The organism is Flavisphingomonas formosensis (genome assembly GCF_009755815.1).
In the GTDB taxonomy this organism is placed as follows: Bacteria; Pseudomonadota; Alphaproteobacteria; order Sphingomonadales; family Sphingomonadaceae; genus Flavisphingomonas; species Flavisphingomonas formosensis.
On sequence record NZ_WRPK01000005.1, the window covers coordinates 240839 to 258686 of the forward strand.

The 17848-nt window shown below is 65.6% G+C and carries 13 protein-coding genes; 12 read left to right on the forward strand and 1 reads right to left on the reverse strand.

From position 1 onward, the window contains the following. Window positions 1-5 precede the first annotated feature (5 nt). The 8 genes from GQY20_RS15710 to gabT all read left to right on the forward strand — a co-directional run bounded on the left by GQY20_RS15710 (window position 6) and on the right by gabT (window position 11134). A complete protein-coding gene (locus GQY20_RS15710) occupies window positions 6-1190 on the forward strand; it encodes a helix-turn-helix transcriptional regulator (protein WP_157218055.1) in 1185 nt (394 codons plus the stop codon). 69 nt (window positions 1191-1259) lie between these two features. Then, window positions 1260-2624, forward strand: a complete 1365-nt coding sequence (locus GQY20_RS15715; protein ID WP_157218056.1) for a P1 family peptidase — start codon at window positions 1260-1262, stop codon at window positions 2622-2624. Between the two features lie 95 nt (window positions 2625-2719). Next, entirely contained in the window at window positions 2720-4846 is a 2127-nt protein-coding gene (locus GQY20_RS15720; protein WP_157218057.1) for a TonB-dependent receptor, read from the forward strand. A 57-nt stretch (window positions 4847-4903) separates the two neighbouring features. Beyond that, on the forward strand, window positions 4904-5593 hold the full coding sequence (locus GQY20_RS15725; protein ID WP_157218058.1) for a M24 family metallopeptidase: 690 nt from the start codon (window positions 4904-4906) through the stop codon (window positions 5591-5593). A gap of 145 nt (window positions 5594-5738) precedes the next feature. Further along, window positions 5739-6905, forward strand: a complete 1167-nt coding sequence (locus GQY20_RS15730) for a serine hydrolase domain-containing protein (RefSeq protein WP_232476101.1) — start codon at window positions 5739-5741, stop codon at window positions 6903-6905. A gap of 23 nt (window positions 6906-6928) precedes the next feature. Beyond that, entirely contained in the window at window positions 6929-8317 is a 1389-nt protein-coding gene (locus GQY20_RS15735; RefSeq protein WP_198350997.1) for a peptide MFS transporter, read from the forward strand. A 100-nt stretch (window positions 8318-8417) separates the two neighbouring features. Beyond that, entirely contained in the window at window positions 8418-9812 is a 1395-nt protein-coding gene (locus GQY20_RS15740; protein WP_157218059.1) for an aspartate aminotransferase family protein, read from the forward strand. Further along, window positions 9812-11134 (forward strand): 4-aminobutyrate--2-oxoglutarate transaminase, encoded by a 1323-nt coding sequence (gene gabT / locus GQY20_RS15745; RefSeq protein ID WP_232476074.1) that lies wholly within the window; start codon window positions 9812-9814, stop codon window positions 11132-11134. The genes GQY20_RS15740 and gabT overlap by 1 nt, the downstream gene beginning before the upstream one ends. A gap of 163 nt (window positions 11135-11297) precedes the next feature. On the opposite strand, the gene GQY20_RS15750 is transcribed toward gabT, so the two are convergent. Then, entirely contained in the window at window positions 11298-12281 is a 984-nt protein-coding gene (locus GQY20_RS15750) for a LysR substrate-binding domain-containing protein (protein ID WP_157218060.1), read from the reverse strand. Window positions 12282-12617: 336 nt separating this feature from the next. Between GQY20_RS15750 and GQY20_RS15755 the strand changes: the two genes are divergently transcribed. The 4 genes from GQY20_RS15755 to GQY20_RS15770 are packed head-to-tail and all read left to right on the forward strand — an operon-like array spanning window position 12618 to window position 17835. Then, a complete protein-coding gene (locus tag GQY20_RS15755) occupies window positions 12618-14786 on the forward strand; it encodes a TonB-dependent receptor (RefSeq protein WP_232476075.1) in 2169 nt (722 codons plus the stop codon). Between the two features lie 44 nt (window positions 14787-14830). Beyond that, a complete protein-coding gene (locus GQY20_RS15760) occupies window positions 14831-15436 on the forward strand; it encodes a helix-turn-helix domain-containing protein (protein ID WP_157218062.1) in 606 nt (201 codons plus the stop codon). Continuing rightward, entirely contained in the window at window positions 15433-15738 is a 306-nt protein-coding gene (locus GQY20_RS15765) for a cupin domain-containing protein (protein WP_232476076.1), read from the forward strand. The genes GQY20_RS15760 and GQY20_RS15765 overlap by 4 nt, the downstream gene beginning before the upstream one ends. Before the next feature lie 30 nt (window positions 15739-15768). Next, window positions 15769-17835, forward strand: a complete 2067-nt coding sequence (locus GQY20_RS15770) for a hydantoinase/oxoprolinase family protein (protein WP_157218063.1) — start codon at window positions 15769-15771, stop codon at window positions 17833-17835. Window positions 17836-17848: the final 13 nt, after the last annotated feature.

Sequence of the window (17848 nt, forward strand, 5' to 3'; positions counted from 1 at the left end):
CGCCGATGGGGACGCACCATGCTACCAGCCGCGCCATGCAGGCCAAGGATGTGTCCGCGCTGATCGCGCCGCTCTATGCCGATCTCGTCACCGGCAGCCCGTGGATCGGCTTTCTCGAGGCGCTGGCCGCCTTCCTGCCGTGTCGCCATCCCACCATCGTGGCGCGCGTGCCCAATGCGCACGATCCGGGCTTGCTGGTTTCGTCCGAACCCAATCCCGAAGGGTCGCGGCCCTATCAGCAGTCGCTGTTCGATCAGACGCCGTTCCGTGATCTGCCGCCGGGCGAGATCCATACGCTACGCACGATGATGAGCGAGGCGGTGCTGGCCGCGCTGCCATATTATCGCGATTATCTGGAGCCTGCCGGCGTCACCGATATCCTGGCGGTCGATCTGGCGGACGCCCGGTCGGGCATGACGCTGCGCCTGCGCGCCAGCCGCTCGGCCGGAAGCGCGCCCTTTGCCGAGCACGAGCGGCATGTCGTCCGGCTGTTGCTGCCGCATTTGCAGGCGGCGCTCGAGATCCACGGCCGGCTGCTCGGCCAGCAGAGCCTGCTCGCGCTTTACGATCGTTCGGCCGAGCGGCTCGGCATCGGTGCTGCACTGCTTACCGAGGCGCGGCAGCTGGTGTTCGCCAATGTCGTGCTGCGCGACATGCAGGCGCATGGCTGTCCGCTGCTGATCCGGGGCAGCCGCGTCATCGGCGCCCGCCCGCAGGATGACGCACCACTGCAGGCCGCGCTCGACCGGTTGATCCGCTTTCCCGCGGCGGGACAGGAGGGCGTGCATCTGCTGCTCGGTGCCGCGGACGGCGGTGCGGCGTGGAGTGTGCTCGCGGAGCCGGTGATCGATCCGATCCCAGCAGATCCCGATGCGCGGCCGGCGGTCATGCTGCTCGTCCGCGCGCCGGGCCATTTCCGGCCCGCGACGGCTGAACATCTCGTCCGCCAGTTCGGGTTGACTCCGGCCGAAGCCGAGCTGGCGCTGCAGCTCGCCCAAGGTCGTACCCTCGACGAGGCCTCCGCCAGCGGCGGGATCAGCCGCAACACCGCGCGCAACCAGCTCGCCGCGATCTTTTCCAAGACCGGCGTCAACCGCCAGACCGATCTCGTGCGGCTGATCCTGGAGGCCGGCGTCAATCTCTGGCCGGTCCCCATCGGTGCGCAGGAGGCACCACGGCCAGAGCATTAATCGCCACGCCTCGCCGGACAGGTGCCTATTATGGACGCTCGCAGAGTTTTTTGCAGGGGGAGCCCGCCCATGAAGACCGCGCTGTTGACCGCGACGATGATCGCCACCCTATCCACCGCATTGCCAGCGGCCACGCCGCAACCGCCTTATGGTCAGGCCGCGCTGCAACCGGTGGTAGAAACGGCCGGGCCGGCCCTGCAGTTCGACTGGCCGATGATCCGCATCGGATCCGCCCAGTATCGCGAGGGGCCGACCGGCGTCACCGTCTTCCGCTTCGGCAAGAAGGTGATGGGCGCGGTCGACGTGCGCGGCGGCGGGCCGGGCACGGTCAACACCGATTATCTGCGGCTCGGCTACGAAACGCCGGATCTCGATGCGGTCGTCTTCTCCGGCGGCTCCTGGTACGGGCTGGAAAGCACCACCGCAGTCGATACCGCGCTCAAGGACGACGGCATCCGCGGCGGCAAGTGGGACGATATCGGCCTCGCCGTCGGCGCGATCGTCTATGATTTCGGGCCGCGCCGGCTGAACGAGATCTATCCGGACAAGGCGCTGGCGCAGGCCGCCTATCGCGCGGCACAGCCCGGCGTCTTCCGGCTCGGCGCGGCCGGCGCCGGCCGCTTCACTGAGACCGGCGATTTCTTCGGCTGCAAGGCGCATTCGGGGCAGGGCGGCGCCTTCCGCCAGATTGGCGACCTGAAGATCGCGGCGTTCACCGTGGTCAATGCGATCGGCGTGATCACCAGGCGCGATGGCGGCATCGCGGCCTGCTATCCGGCGGCGAACTGGCCGGCGGACCTCAAGGTGCCGGACCTGATGAACAGCCTGCCCGAAAGCCGCAAGCCCGACTGGGCGGGAGCCAAGCGCAACACCACGGTGAGCCTGATCGTCGTCAATCAGAAGCTGCCGGTGTCCGAGTTGCAGCGGCTGGCGACGCAGGTCCACACCTCGATGGCGCGGGGCATTCAGCCCTTCGCCACGATGTTCGACGGCGACGTGCTTTATGCGGTTTCGACGGAGGAGATCGATCCGCCGGCCAAGGGCGGCATCTCCTCGCCGGAACTGGGCGCGATCGCATCCGAGGTGATGTGGGATGCGGTGCTCGCCTCGGTGCCGCCCCAGCCGCCGGTGGTACCCGCGGCCGATGCGCCCCCGGCGGGCGATCCGGGCCGCTTCGCCGGAAGCTATGTGTTCAGCCCCTTTGCCAGCCTCAAGGTCAGTGTCGCAGGCGGCCGGCTGATGGCGCGGGCGACCGGGCAGCGCGACGTCTACGATATCGGCCGAATGGCGGATACGGAGCTGAAGCCGACGGTCGAGGCGGGGAGCTATACCGTGCCCGGCCGCTATCCGCTGGTGCTGCGGTTCGATCGCGAAGGCACGCTGACGATCAATCCCGGACCCTGGCAGCAGGTGAGCGGCAAGCGGGCTCGGTGACTCTGCATCACCACCCCACGCCCTTTTGGCATCTGTTTCGAAAGGCCCCCAAGAGGAAGCCTGTGCACGAGCCGAAGAGCCGAAGGGGGTTAAAGATGACCAAGTTCCAAGTCTATCTGATGACGACGATATCGACGATGCTGGTGGGCGGCGCGGCCTGCGCGCAGGACAGCGCGGCCGCCGGCACCGGCCTCGGCGACATCATCGTGACGGCGCAGAAGCGCGAGCAGAAGCTGATCGACGTGCCGATGGCGATCTCCGTGGTGACCGGCGAGGAGCTGAAGGCCAAGGGCATCGAGAGCGTCCAGGATCTCTCCTTCTCGGTTCCGGGCCTCACGATGCGCGAGGATGGCCCCGGCAGCTACACCATCTTCCTGCGCGGGCTCGCCAACCAGTCGGGCAGCGGCGCGCTCGTCGGCCTCTATCTCGACGAAGTGCCGCTCTCGCTCGACGGTTATAACCAGCTCAGCCCGGTCGAGCTCGATTATGCTCGCGTCGAGGTGCTGAAGGGTCCGCAGGGCACGCTCTACGGCCAGGGTTCGGCAGGCGGCACGATCCGCTTCATCACCAACAAGCCGAAGCTCGATCGGATCGAGGGCCATGTCGAGGCGCAGGTCTACGACGTGTCGCACGGCGCCGTCGGCGGCAAGGGCGAGGCGGTGATCAACCTGCCGATCGTCAAGGATCAGCTGGCACTGCGTCTCGCCGGATCCTATGAGGCCGGCGGCGGCTGGATCGACCAGCCCGAGGCGGGCATCAAGAACGGCAACGGCACCCGCCTGCTCAATCTGCGCGGCAAGCTGCTTTGGGCTCCATCGGACAATTTCGAGGCGGAGGCGATGGTGCAGGTGCATCGCGCCAAGACCAAGCTCGGCCTCGGTTTCGAGGAGCCGGATCGCACCGTCGACGTCGGCATCGATCGCGGCGAGCGGCTGATCCCCAAGAAGTTCGATTTTACCATCTACAATCTCGAGCTGCGCTACGATCTCGGCTTCGCCAAGCTGGTGAGCGCGACGAGCTACATCGACCACAAGCATAATTACCCGTTCACCTATATTCCGCGGCCGGGCAATTTCTCCTATAACTATGTCGAAGGGAACGACCTGCGCTACGTCCGCGCGCATCAGTTCAGCCAGGAAGTGCGCCTCCAATCCTCCGGAAAACCGTTCGAATATACGATCGGCGGATTTTACCGGAGCGAGCGCAATACGATGCTCGACACCTATGAATATATCTATTCGCCGGACGGAACGCTCTCAACCAATGGCGGAACCCTGTATCAGAATCTCTATTATTATTCCTATCAGCATTCGAAATCCTATTCACTCTTCGCCGATGCCGCCTATCACATCACCGATCGGCTGACGGTCGGCGCGGGCGTGCGCTACTTCCACGATCACCAGAAGAGCCTGATCACCTATGTTCCCGATGCCGGCGAGCTGCAGACTGCCAATTTCCATTCGATCGATCCGCGCGTCTACGCATCCTACAAATATGCCGACAAGGGCACGCTCTACGCCAGTTTCGGCAAGGGTTTCCGTTCGGGCGGCTTCAACTCGGCGCCATTCGCGCCCTATAAGCCGGAAAAGATCTTCACCTATGAAGTCGGCACCAAGGGGGCGCTGTTCGACAATCATCTGCTTTTCGATCTCGCCGGCTTCTACACCATCTACAAGGACATGGTCCGCCGCAGGCTGACCCAGGTGGGCGGCGCCTATCTCTCGGAATCGAGCAATATCGGCAAGGTGAAGTCGAAGGGTGTCGAGCTCGGCCTGACGGGCCGCGTGATGAAAGGCCTGACGCTGGACGGCACGCTCGCCTATGTCCACAGCCAGATCGTCGCCACCGATCCGGAGGATCCCGTCAACCTGCCGGGCGACCGGACCGACTATTCGCCACGGTGGAGCTGGACGATCGGCGCGAATTACGCCTTCGACTGGGCCGCGAACATGCCGGGCTTCATCCGGGTGGACTTCAACCATCGCGATCATGTGACCTATATCGATCGTTCGAGCTTCTACGCGTCGGTGCTGCCGCAGGTCTCGGACAGCCTGAACCTGCTGAACGCGCGAGTGGGTGCCACTGTTCGGGGAGTGAAGGCCGAGATCTTCGGCGAAAATCTTACCAATCAGAACAAGGCGGTCGATCCCTATGTCGGCTGGGCCAATTCGAACCGGACGCGTCCGCGCGTGGTCGGCGTCAAGCTCGGCTACGATTTCTGACGATGACGGCCGAGCGGCATGGCGCCAGGCCGCATTGATGGTGCGATGGGATCGAAGATGACTGGGGAAAATGACGGCGCCACGCGCCTCGACGAAAAAGTGGGTGACGCCTTCGATCCTGCGCTGCTGCTCGAGGCGCGGGCGCGTACCCGGGCGGCGATCGACGCCATTGCCGCGGCGATCCGCCCCGGCATGGCCGAGGAGGCGGCGATGGAGATGGCTCGCCAGATGCTGAAGGCGCGCGGCATGCTGCGCGGCTGGCACGGCATCCATGTCCGTTTCGGCCGCAACACGCTGAAGACTTTCGGCGAGCCGGGCGAGCCGGGCGTGGTGCTGGGCGAGGACGACATCTTCTTCATCGACATCGGCCCGGTGTGGAACGGTTATGAGGGCGATGGCGGCGACACCTTCGTCGTCGGCGGCGATCCGGCGATGCAGGCCGCGGCGCGCGACGTGCGCACGGTGTTCGACCGCACCCACGCCGCCTGGCGCGGGGAGGGGCTGACCGGCACCGCGCTGTACGAGCGGGCGGCGGCGGAAGCGGCCGCGCTCGGCTGGGAGTTGAACCTGGCCATGTCCGGCCATCGCCTTTCCGACTTTCCCCACGCCGTGCACTACAAGGGCGCCCTCGCCGACAGCGCGCACCGGCCCTCCAGCGGCCTCTGGGTGCTGGAGATCCAGATCCGTCATCCGGATCGGCCGTTCAGCGCCTTCTACGAGGATCTGCTGCTGGACGATGCCGGCTGATCGCGGCGGCCAGGTCTGGTGACGATGGCTCACCGGCCCGCGCCGCTTACACACCGCGGCCCGGCCGCGGTTCGCGGCAATAAGCCGCCTGCCGGAGCGCGCGGCAGCGCCCGGCGAACAGCGAAGGGACAGGGTTTTGAGTGACGTGTTGATCGACCAGGCGGCCCGCGGCGAAACGCGGCCGGGCGCGGCACAGGCATCGGCGATCGATCTCTATGCGGGCACGCTGATGCCGGACGAGATGGTGCAGGCTTTCGCCTCCGCCGAGCGTCTGTTCGCCACGCGCCCCATCGCGCGGGGCGGGGCCGTGCGCCCCATCGCCCGCGCCGCGACGATGATCGAGGATCTCCCGGTCCGCGCCGAAGGGCAGGTCTATGACCTTTACGACTATGTCTCGCGCAACCGCGTCGCGGGGCTGGCGATCCTCAAGGGCGGCGTGCTGCTGGCCGAGCATTATGATCTCGGTATCGACGCAGGCACGCGCTGGCTGTCCATGTCGATGGCCAAATCGGTCGCGACGACACTGGTGGGCGCGGCGATCCAGGACGGCCATATCGGCTCGGTCGACGATCCGCTGACCCGCTATCTGCCCGCGCTGGCCGGCACCGCCTATGAGCCGGTCTCGATCCGCGCGCTGATGCAGATGAGCTCGGGCGTCGACTGGGACGATACCCACACCGATCCGCAGTCCCACCGGCGCCGCATGCTCGATCTGCAGGTGGCGCAGCGCGAAGGCGCGATCCTCGATTATGTCGCTTCCTGCACGCGCATCGCGCCGCCGGGCACGCGCTGGAACTATAGCACCGGCGAGACGCATGTCGTCGGCGCGCTGGTGCGGGCCGCGACGGGCCGCTGGCTGTCCGACTATCTGTCCGAGCGCATCTGGTCCCGCCTCGGCATGGAGGCCGATGCGCATTGGTGGCTGGAGGCGCCCGGGGGGCTGGAAGTGGCCGGCAGCGGTATGAGCGCGACTCTGCGTGATTATGCGCGCTTCGGCCTGTTCATGCTCGGCGGCGGCACGATCGACGGGGAGCGCGTGCTGCCGGAAGGCTGGACGGCGGAAGCCGGCGCGCCGCGCATGATCGGCGGCAGTCTGGTCGATTACGGCTACATGTGGTGGGCGGTGCCTTCGCGCGACGGCAGCCGGGCCGACGGCGCCTACAGCGCGCGCGGCATCTTCGGCCAATATATCTATCTGAACCCGGCGCTCGACCTCGCCATTGTCGTGCTCAGCGCGCGATCGAAGCCGAAGGGGGCGGAGGCGATCCTCGACAACGCGTTCTTCAACAGCGTCGCCGAGGCGCTACGCTGAGCGCGACACGAAAGGAGCCGTCCGTGGAGATCAGCATCGCCTCCCCCTCCCAGTCCGATGCCTCCCGGCGCGGCGAATGGTTCGGCCATCCGCGCGGCCTCGCCTTCATCGCCTTCACCGAGGCGTGGGAGCGCTTTTCCTTCTATGGCATGCAGGCGCTGCTGGTGCTCTATATGACCGGCCAGCTGCTGCTGCCGGGCCATGTCGAGAAAGTCTGGGGATTCGAGGGGTTCGAGGCGGCATTGACGCTGCTGTTCGGCGCATTGTCCCGCCAGGCGCTCGCCTCGCAAATCTTCGGCCTCTATGTCGGGCTGGTCTATTTTGCGCCCGTGCTCGGCGGCCTCGTCGGCGACCGGCTGACCGGACGGCGCCGGGCGGTGCTCGCCGGCGCGGCGCTGATGGCCGGCGGCCATTTCCTGATGGCGATCGAGGCGGCCTTCCTGCCGGCGTTGGCCCTGCTGATCCTGGGTTGCGGGCTGCTGAAAGGCAATCTCGCTGCGCAGGTCGGCGATCTCTACGCCAAGGAGGACCGGCGGCGCGACGGCGCCTATACGATCTACTGCACCGCCATCAACATCGGCGCATTCGTCGCGCCGCTCGTCTGCGGCACGCTTGGCGAGCTTTACGGCTGGCATTACGGCTTCACCGCGGCGGGCATCGGCATGATGCTGTCGATCGTGATCTACCTGATCGGCATGCGCCACCTCGCGCCCGAGGCCGGGCCGCTGGCGGCGCGCGAGCGGGTGCGGCTGGCGCCGGGCGAGGGACGAGTGGTCGCCGCGCTGCTCGCCCTGCTGGCTGTTACCGCGCTCTACTGGATCGCGCAGACCCAGGTGTGGAACACCTATCCGCTCTGGTTGCGCGACAATGTCGATCGGTCGGTGGGCGGCGGCCTCGTCATTCCGGTCACCTGGTTCCAGGCGCTCGATTCGCTCGCCGTGCTGGTGCTCGCACCGGTGATGATCATCCTGTGGAAACGCCAGGCCGCGCGCGGCGCCGAGCCCGGGGACATGAGCAAGATCGCGCTCGGCATGCTGCTCTATGGCGCCGCCTGCCTGTTGCTCACCCTCGGCCAGGCCATTGCGGGGCGCGGGCAGGTGTGGCTCGTCTGGCCGGTGCTGTTCCACTTCGTCTGCGCGGTCGCCTATCTTTATGCGGCGCCGATCGCGCTGGCGCTGGTCTCGCGCGCGGCGCCGGCGGCGGTGAATGCGATGATGGTCGGCGCCTATTATCTCGCCATCTTCGTCGGCGGGATCGTCAGCGGCTGGCTCGGCCGGTTCTGGGAACCGCTCGGCCCGGCATCGTTCTGGGCGCTGCACGGCGGCATCGCCATCGCCGGGGCCGCGATCCTGATGCTGTTGCGCGGGGCTTTCCTGCGCGCGCTGCACGTCTCTCCGGCTGCCGCCGGGTGAAACTGGTGTCCTGAACGCACCAGCTGCCGATGGTTTGTCATCTTCCGGATCGAACCCGCCGGGCCGATCAGGAAACCCGCATTGGAAGGGCAGAAACAGCATGACGAACCAGGAGAAGAGCACCGCCGAATGGCAGGCGCTCGACAGCGCGCACCATGTCCACAGCTTCACCGATCCCAAGGCGATGGCGGCGAAGGGCACGATCGTCGTGACCCGCGGCGAGGGCTGCTGGATCTGGGACAGCGAGGGCAACCGCATCCTCGACGGCATGGCCGGCCTGTGGTGCGTCAATGTCGGCTATGGCCGGCGCGAGCTGGTCGAGGCGGCGAGCCGGCAGATGGAGGCGCTGCCTTATTACAGCAACCATTTCCAGAGCGCGACGCCGCAGATGATCGCTTTGGCCGACAAGCTCGCGGAGCTCACGCCGGGCGATCTCGACCATGTCTTCTTCGCCAATTCGGGATCGGAGGCGAACGACACGGTTGTCCGCGTCGTGCGCCGCTACTGGCAGCTGCAGGGGCAGCCGGCGAAGCAGATCTTCATCGGCCGCACGCTCGGCTATCATGGCAGCACGCTGGCGGCGACGAGCCTCGGCGGCATGGCGCACATGCATGCCATGGGCCATTCGCTGCTGCCCGGTTTCGCGCATATCCCCCATCCGCACTGGTATCTGTCGGGCACGGCGCTGGATCGCGACGCCTTCGGGCTGGAGTGCGCACGGGCGCTGGAAGCCAAGATCCTCGAGCTGGGTGCGGAGAATGTCGCCGCCTTCATCGGCGAGCCGGTGCAGGGCGCGGGCGGCGTGATCGATCCGCCCGCCACCTACTGGCCCGAGATCCAGCGCATCTGCCGCAAATACGACATATTGCTGGTGGCGGACGAGGTGATCTGCGGCTTCGGGCGCACCGGCCGCTGGTTCGGATCGCAGACGTATGCCATCCAGCCGGACGTGATGCCGATGGCGAAGGGCCTCTCCTCGGGCTATCTTCCGGTCGCCGCCGTCGCCGTCAACGATCGCGTCTTCGCCGCGATCAACGAGGGCGGGCTGATCGCGCATGGCTATACCTATTCGGGCCATCCGGTCGCCTGCGCGGTGGCGCTTGCCAATATCGACATCATCGAGCGCGAAGGCCTCGTCGATCGGGTGCGCGAGGAGATCGGGCCCTATTTCCGCACCGTGCTCGGCCAGCTGGCGGACAGCCATGCGAATATCGGCGAGCTGCGCGGCGTCGGCCTGATGGCCGCGCTGGAGCTGGTGAGCGACCGGGCGATACGCAGTCCCTTCGCCGCCGAGCAGGCGGCGGCGATCGCGGTGCGCGAGAAGTGCCTCGAAAACGGCCTGATCGCGCGTGCGGTCAACCAGGCGATGGTGCTCTCGCCCGCGCTGACGATCAGCCGCTCCGAGGTCGATCAGATGGCCGAGCGGCTGGAGAAGAGCATCGATGCGGTCGCGGACCGGCTGATCGCGACGGCCGGCGAACTGGGGACGGCGTGATGACGAGGGACGAGAAGGAGAAGACGGCGATGGCCCATGACAGCGACGCGGTATTGGCGGTGCGGGCGCAGGCCGTGCCGCGCGGGCTCGGCCACGTCACGTCGATCGTGTGCGACCGGGCCGCCAATGCCGAGATCTGGGACCTCGAAGGGCGCCGCTATGTCGATTTCGCCGCGGGCATCGCGGTGGTCAACACCGGGCACAACCATCCGCGCGTCAAGGCGGCGGTGATCGCTCAGCTCGATCGCTTCACCCATGTCAGCGTCAACGTCACGCTCTATCCGCAATATGTGGCGCTGGCCGAGCGGCTGAACGCGCTCGTGCCCGGATCGTCCCCGCGCAAGACGCTGCTGGTGTCGACCGGCGCCGAGGCGGTGGAGAATGCGGTGAAGATCGCGCGCGTCGCCACCGGGCGCAGCGCGGTGATCGCTTTCTCCGCCGCGTTCCATGGCCGTACGATGATGACCATGGCGCTGACCGGCAAGGTCGTGCCCTACAAGGCCGGCTTCGGGCCGTTTCCGGCCGAGGTGCATCATGCGCGCTTCCCGGCGCGCGGCGTCAGCACCGATCAGGCGATCGCCAGCATCCGTCAGCTGTTTCGCGACGATGTCGATGCGGCGCGGGTGGCGGCGATCATCGTCGAGCCGGTGCAGGGCGAGGGCGGCTTCCATATCGCGCCGCCCGAATTCCTGGTGGCGCTGCGCGCGCTCTGCGACGAGCATGGCATCCTGCTGATCCTCGACGAGATCCAGGCCGGCTTCGGCCGCACCGGGCGGATGTTCGGCCATGAACATGCCGGCATCGAGGCCGATCTCGTGACGATGGCGAAGGGGATTGCCGGCGGCTACCCGCTCGCCGCGATCACCGGCCGGGCGGAGCTGATGGACGCAGCGGCCCCAGGCGGCTTGGGCGGCACCTATGGCGGATCGCCGGTCGGCTGCGCTGCGGCGCTCGCGGTGCTGGACGTGATCGCCGAGGAAGGGCTGGTGGAGCGCGCCGAGGCGATCGGCGCGCGCATCGCGGAGCGGATGGCCGCGCTCCGGGCGCAAAGCCGCAGCATCGGCGACATCCGCCGGCTGGGCGCGATGGTGGCGATGGAGCTGGTGGACGCGGACGGCCGCGCCGATGCGGCGCTGACCAAGCGGCTCATCGCGGAGGCGCAGGCGCGAGGACTGGTCCTCCTGTCCTGCGGCACCGAGGCCAATGTCATCCGTTTCCTGCCGCCGCTCACCATTCCGATGGACCAGCTCGACGAGGGGATCGAGATCGTCGCTGCGAGCTTCGAAGCGATGGGGCTGGTCGACAGCGCCGTCTTCGCCTGAGGGCGGGATCAGATTGAATGGAGAAGGGCGGCTTCGTGAAATCGGAGCCGCCCTCAGCCTGTTTCAAGTCCACGGTGAAACGGGCATGTGCAGCACCCAACTTAGAGCAGACACTGAATCAATTCAGCAGAATGCTGTCTTTATGACTGGTCGTTGCTCGTCATCAGTCGCCTCGCAGCGGCGGAATCTTGCTCATGGCATGGGTCAGCCACAGCCGGAAACGGCGGATCAGCGACTGGTCCCAGCGATCGGCGCGCGTGATGAAATGATAGACGCCGAGGCTGTAGGGCTGGAATGCCGCCTCGCCGACGCCGATCTCGACGAGCTGGCCTGAGCGCAGATCGTCGCCCGCGAGCAGATGATTGGCCAGCGCGACGCCGCGATCATGTTTGGCCGCGTCCAGGGTAAGATGACCTTGCCAGAGCAGCGGGCCGGTGAGGTCCAGTTCCTCATAGACGCCATGGGCGCCGAGCCAGTTCGCCCAGCTGTCGAAATTCGCCTCGTGCAGCAGCCGGTGGGTCACGAGATCGGCCGGCGTGCGGATCGGCGGATTGGCGTCCAGATAGGCCCGGCTCGCTACCGCCACGATCGGCACGCGCGCGAATTCCACGCTGCGCAGGCCCGGCGCCAGCTCGAACGGCTCACCATAGGTCGGCACGAAGCGGATATCGATATCCGTCTCATGGTGCGAGAAATCGGGGCTGCGGTCGGTGGGGCGCAACTCGATATCGACGCCGGGATGGGCTTTTTCGAATGCGCCGAGCTGCGGCGAGAGCCAGTGCAGCGCGAAGCCGGGCATCGACCAGATATGCAGCCGGTGATGATCGCCGCGCCGCATCAGATCGATCGTCGCCAGCGCGATGCTGTCCAGCGCCGCGCCGATTTCCTTGTGATAACGCTTGCCGTCCTCGGTCAGCGTCACGCCGCCGCTGCTGCGCTCGATCAGGGTGGTGCCCGTCCACCGCTCGATCGCGCGCAGATGCCGGCTCACCACCGCATGATCGCGACCCAGGCTCTGGGCGGCCTTGCGAATGCCGCGCAGCCGCGCGACCGCATCGAAGGCACGGAGCGCCTCGAACGGAGGCAGCGCCTTGCGCGACGGCGGGTTGATGGCGGACGTGCTCGACTTGCGATCGGACGGGTTCATCGGCGGACATTCCGGCGTTGCGCGGCGTGCGTCAAGCGTTCCTCGCCATGCCGCCGACCCTCCTGACGCGGCCAGATCGGGCCGCATCCGCGGGTTTGTGATAATTTCGTGTACCACTCAAAATTTTAGTTGATGAGAATCTTTCAGTGTGTCAGCTTCCCCTTATCGACCTGTGGGGGTCTTCAAAAAGAAAGGGGCGTCGTGGCTGACATGCAGCAAGGATTCATATCCAGCGTCATCGCATCCATTCTGTTATGCGGTGTATCGGTTCCGGCATTGGCACAGGATCTCGCGCAGAAGGATGAAAATCCCGCTGACATCATCGTTACAGCCCGGATGAGATCGGAAAATCTTCAGAATGTTCCGGCATCGATCAGCGTATTCGGATCGAAGCAGATAGAGGATGCCAAGATCGAACGCCCTGGAGACTTCGTCGCACTGACGCCGAACGTCACCTTTTCGACGGCGCAGGACGCCGGGACCACCTATCTCACGGTTCGCGGCATCAGCCAGGTACCAAACGGCGAAACGCCGGTTGCGATCTCGGTCGACGGCGTGCTGCAGACCAGCGCCTTCCAGTTCAACGAGGAAATGTTCGATATCCAGCAGATCGAGGTGCTGAAGGGCCCGCAAGGCGCGCTCTACGGACGCAACGCGATCGCCGGCGCGATCAACATCACCACCAAGCCCGTTACGAACGATTATGAAGGCCGCGTCGTGGTCGGTTATGGAAACGGCAATTTCACCCGCGCGGAAGGATCGGTGTCCGGGCCGATCATCAAGGACAAGCTGCTGTTCCGCGCCGGCGTTTCCTATCGCGATGCCGATGGATGGATCACCAACACCTTCCTCGACAAGAAGGTCGACAATTTCCGGAATATCGGCGCGGATCTCAAGCTGATCTTCAAGCCGACCGACAGCCTCACCTTCGACCTGCGCGGCCATTATGGCCGCGTCACGGGCGGTGCGGCCTATTTTGTGCGATCGAGCAACGCCAATCTCAACGGCATCGTGATTTCAGATGCCCATGGCGTCGCGAACACGGTGATCGCGCCGACTTCGAACAATCTCGGCTACAACAAGCGCCTGCTCAAGGATATTTCGTTCAAGGCCGATTACGATACCGGTGCGGGCGTCCTTTCCTCGATCACCGCCTATGATGCGATCGATCTTCTGACGACGTTCGACGGTTACGACTATTCGAACAACCAGAATTGCTTCGAGCTGACCTCGCCGCTGTCGACGCCCTATGCTTGCGCCAATCCGGAGATCACGTTAGGCGGCCTCAATGGCGGGACGCCCTTCTATACGGCGCCGTTCAACACGACATTCCAGCGCTACCGGCAACGCAATTTCAGCCAGGAACTGCGCTTCACCAGCCCGTCCAACCAACCGCTGCGCTATATTGCGGGTCTGTATTTCCTGCAGCGCAAGCGCGACCTGGTGACCGCGACGCAGGAGGATAAGGGCTTCGGTATCATTCCCGAGCTGGATTTCGATCCGTCGACGCCGAACCAGACCCGCGCCTATTTCCAGGAGCATAACAACGACAAGGCCTATGCCGCCTTTGCGCAGGTCAATTATGATGTGACCCGGTCGATCGAGATTTCGGCTGCGATGCGCTACGATTCGGATCATCGCCAACAGACCGATCCGCGGCCCGACATCTACAGGCTGGATGGTCTTGGCCGGCCGATCACGGGCCCGCGTACGCGCAAGCAGTCCTTCGACTCCTGGCAGCCCAAGTTCACGATCAACTATCGGCCGCTGCGCACGCTGTCCTTCTACGCGAATTATGCCAAGGGCTTCCGGTCGGGCGGATTCAATGCGGCCGGCACCGAGCTGGATCCTTATACCGGGGCTAAGATCGCCGATCCGATCTTCAAGAAGGAGGTGTCCGAAACCTATGAGATCGGCTTCAAGAGCCAGATGCTCGATCGCCGCCTTTCGCTGAGCGGTGCCCTGTTCCAAACCGATGCGAACAATCTGCAGGTCTTCAACTTCAACGGGTCGGTGAACGCGCAGGTCGTCAACAATATCGACAAGGCGCGTATCAAGGGCCTCGAGTTCGAAGCCCAGGCAAAGCTTCCCTACGGGTTCGCGCTGTTCGGCGGACTGGGCTATACGGACGCGAAGATCCGGAAATATACGGCCAATCCGACAACCGTCGGCAATCAGCTGCCCAACACCACCAAGTTCAAGACCAATCTCGCCCTGCAATATACCCAGGATCTGGGCGGCATGGACCTGCTGATCCGCGGTAACTGGGAACATCTCGGCAAGACCTATTTCCACGAGGGCGGCACGGCGATCGGCGTGCCGATCCGCGATCCGCTGAATCTGTTCGACGGCCAGATCAAGCTCAGCCTCGCGAGCGGCTGGAGCGCTTCGCTTTGGGGCAAGAACCTGACGAACAAGAAATATTACGATAAGGTCGTCGTGCCCGACTATAATTTCCAGGCGCGGCCACGCAGCTACGGCATCGATATTTCGAAGACTTTCTAAGTGCCTGAGAGGCGCGGGACGGAGCAATGGAGGAACAGGAGAGAATGACCAAGGCAAGCGTTGCGGTGCCGGCGAGCGATCCGATGATGTCGTTCGGTGCCTTGCTGCGGGACCGGCGGAAGAAATTGCGCCTGACCCTCAACGAGGTGGCCCTCAGGTCCGGCCTGTCCGTATCCTTCATCTCGCTCGCCGAGCGCGGCAAGGCGACCCCCTCCATCGTCTCGCTCTCGCGCCTCGCTCAGGCGCTGGAAATCGATCTCAGCTATTTCCTGACGCCGCCCCAGACCAACAACATCATCCACCGCGCGGTGGAACCGGAATATTATCCGATCGATTCCCCGGTGACCTATATCCGCCTGAGCGCCGGCCATACCAATCAGAAGATGGATAGCTTCATCTTCGTCATTCCGCCGGGGCCGATCTTCCCGCGCGTCCACCGCGACGGCGAATCCTTCTACTACATGCTGGAGGGTGAGCTGCATTTCGAAGTGGGCCAGGAGAGCTTCGACCTCGGGCCCGGCGACAATCTCCACTTCGACACGCGGCACAGCTACACGATGCAGAATCGCGGCACCGAGCCGGTGCGCGTGCTCTGGGTGGGAACACCGGTGCTGTTTCCCGCAGCGGCCGAGGGGGACGATCCGGCGTGAACGTCTTCCCTGCCATCCTCGACGCGGACTCGATCCGCCAACTGGCGGCGCCCGGCGGCGCGGCTTGCCGCATGCTCGTCTCGTCCTTCGCGGCTGGCCTCCGCGTTCCCGAGGAAGGACGGAGCCAGCATGACGAGATCGAGATCTCACTCGTCCTCAGCGGGGCGTTCGACCTCGAAAGCGGCGGCGAGCGGCGACGGATCGAGGCCGGCGACGCCGTGGTCGTCCCGGCCGGCGAATCCCATTTCTTCCATGTCCTGGCCGATACCCGCATCTTCACGGTGACGGTCGGCGGCGCCTGATACGGCGCGCTCATTCTGGGGAGTATCAGCATGCGAGTGGCAACGGACGTCGGCGGCACCTTCACCGATCTGGTGTGCTACGACGTCGACAAGCAGAGCGGCCGCGTCGTCGGCCTGCGCACCGCCAAGACCGACACCACCTATCCGCAATTCGACGAAGGCGTGATGAACGCGATCGCCAAGGCCGGGCTCGATCCCGCGGCGTTCGACTTCTTCGCGCACGGCACGACGGTGGTGATCAACGCGCTGCTGTCGCGCAAGGGCGCGAAGACCGGGCTGATCACGACCAAGGGTTTTCGCGACGTGCTGGAGATCGCGCGCGGCAACCGCCCCGACCTGTTCAACCTCGCCTTCAAGAAGCCCGAGCCGTTCGTGCCGCGCTATCTGCGGCGCGAGGTGGACGAACGCAGCACCTATCTGGGCGAGGTGCTGACCGTGCTCGATCCCGCGACGCTGGATCCGATCCTGGCCGATTTCAGGGCGGAAGGGGTGGAGGCGATCGCCCTGTGTTTCCTCCACGCCTATGTCTCGCCGGCCAATGAGATCGCCGCGCGCGACTATATCCGTGCCGCCTGGCCGAATGTCTCGGTGATCGCCAGCCACGAGATTTCGCGCGAATGGCGCGAATATGAGCGGACCTCGACGGCGGTGCTGACCGCCTATGTCCATCCCGCCGCCAAGCGTTACCTGCGCACGCTGCAGACCAGCCTCGATGCCGCGGGCTATGGCCATGCGCCCTATATCATGCAGTCGAACGGCGGCATCGACACGGTGGAGGGCGCGATCCGCAATCCGATCGCGATGGTGGAATCCGGGCCGGCGAGCGGTGTGCTCGGCGCCGCGGCTCTCGGCACGCTGCTCGGCGAGGACAAGATCATCGCGTTGGATATCGGCGGCACCACCGCCAAATGCTCGCTGATCGAGAATGCCCAGACGCGGATCACCACCGAATATCGGATCGAATGGTCGCGTACCAATCCGGGCTATCCGATCCGGACGCCGGTGATCGAGATCGTCGAGATCGGCAATGGCGGCGGCTCGATCGCCGGCATCGATGCCGGCGGCCGCCTCTATGTCGGCCCGGAAAGCGCCGGTGCCTCGCCGGGCCCCGCGGCTTATGGGCGCGGCGGGACGCGGCCGACGACCACCGACGCCAATCTCGTCACCGGCCGGATCAATCCCGCCAACTTCCTGGGCGGCGAGATCACGCCGGACCTGGACAACGTCCATCGCGCCTTCGCCCCGCTGGTCGACCGGCTGGACGGCGACATCGGCTCGGTGGCGCGGGGCATCATCCGCATCGCCAATGCCAATATGGTCAATGCGCTGAAGCTGGTCTCGCTCAACAAGGGCCATGATCCGCGCGACTTCACCCTGGTCGCCTATGGCGGCGGCGGCGCGATGCACGCGGTGATGCTCGCCGAGGAGCTGCAGATGCCCAAGGTGATCATCCCGGTGAACTCGTCGGTCTTCTCCGCCTGGGGCATGCTGATGACTGACCTGCGCCGCGATTTCGTGCGCACCCAGGTGGTGCTGCTCGCGGGAGAGAATGCCGCGCGGATCGAGGAGATATTCGCAGCCATGGAAGGCACGGCGCGCGCCAGTTTCGCCGACGAGGCCGGATCGGGCGATCTCGCGCTGCGCGTGCAGCGCTATGCCGACATGCGCTATCTCGGCCAGGAACACAGCGTGAAGGTCGAGCTGCCGGATGGCGGCTTCGACGCGGCCGTGCTGGCGGCCGCGATCGAGCGTTTCCATGTGACGCACGAGCGCGAATATACCTTCCGCCTCCAGCTTCCGGTGGAGATCGTCAATTTCCACGTCGTGGCGCTGGGTGACGTGCCCAAGCATGATCCGGAGAAGCTGCCCGTCACCGGCCGCACGCCGGACGACGCGATGTCCGGCCTGCGCACCGTCGATTTCGACGAACATGGCGTGCATGAGGCGAGGATCTACGATCGCGACCGGCTGGAGCCGGGCATGCGCTTTGCCGGGCCGTGCATCGTCGAGGAAGCGGCGGCCACTTTGGTGGTGACGCCGGGACGGACGGTGGCGGTGGACGATTATGGCAATCTCCACGTCCATATGAACGCGTGAGGGAAAGAAGAGC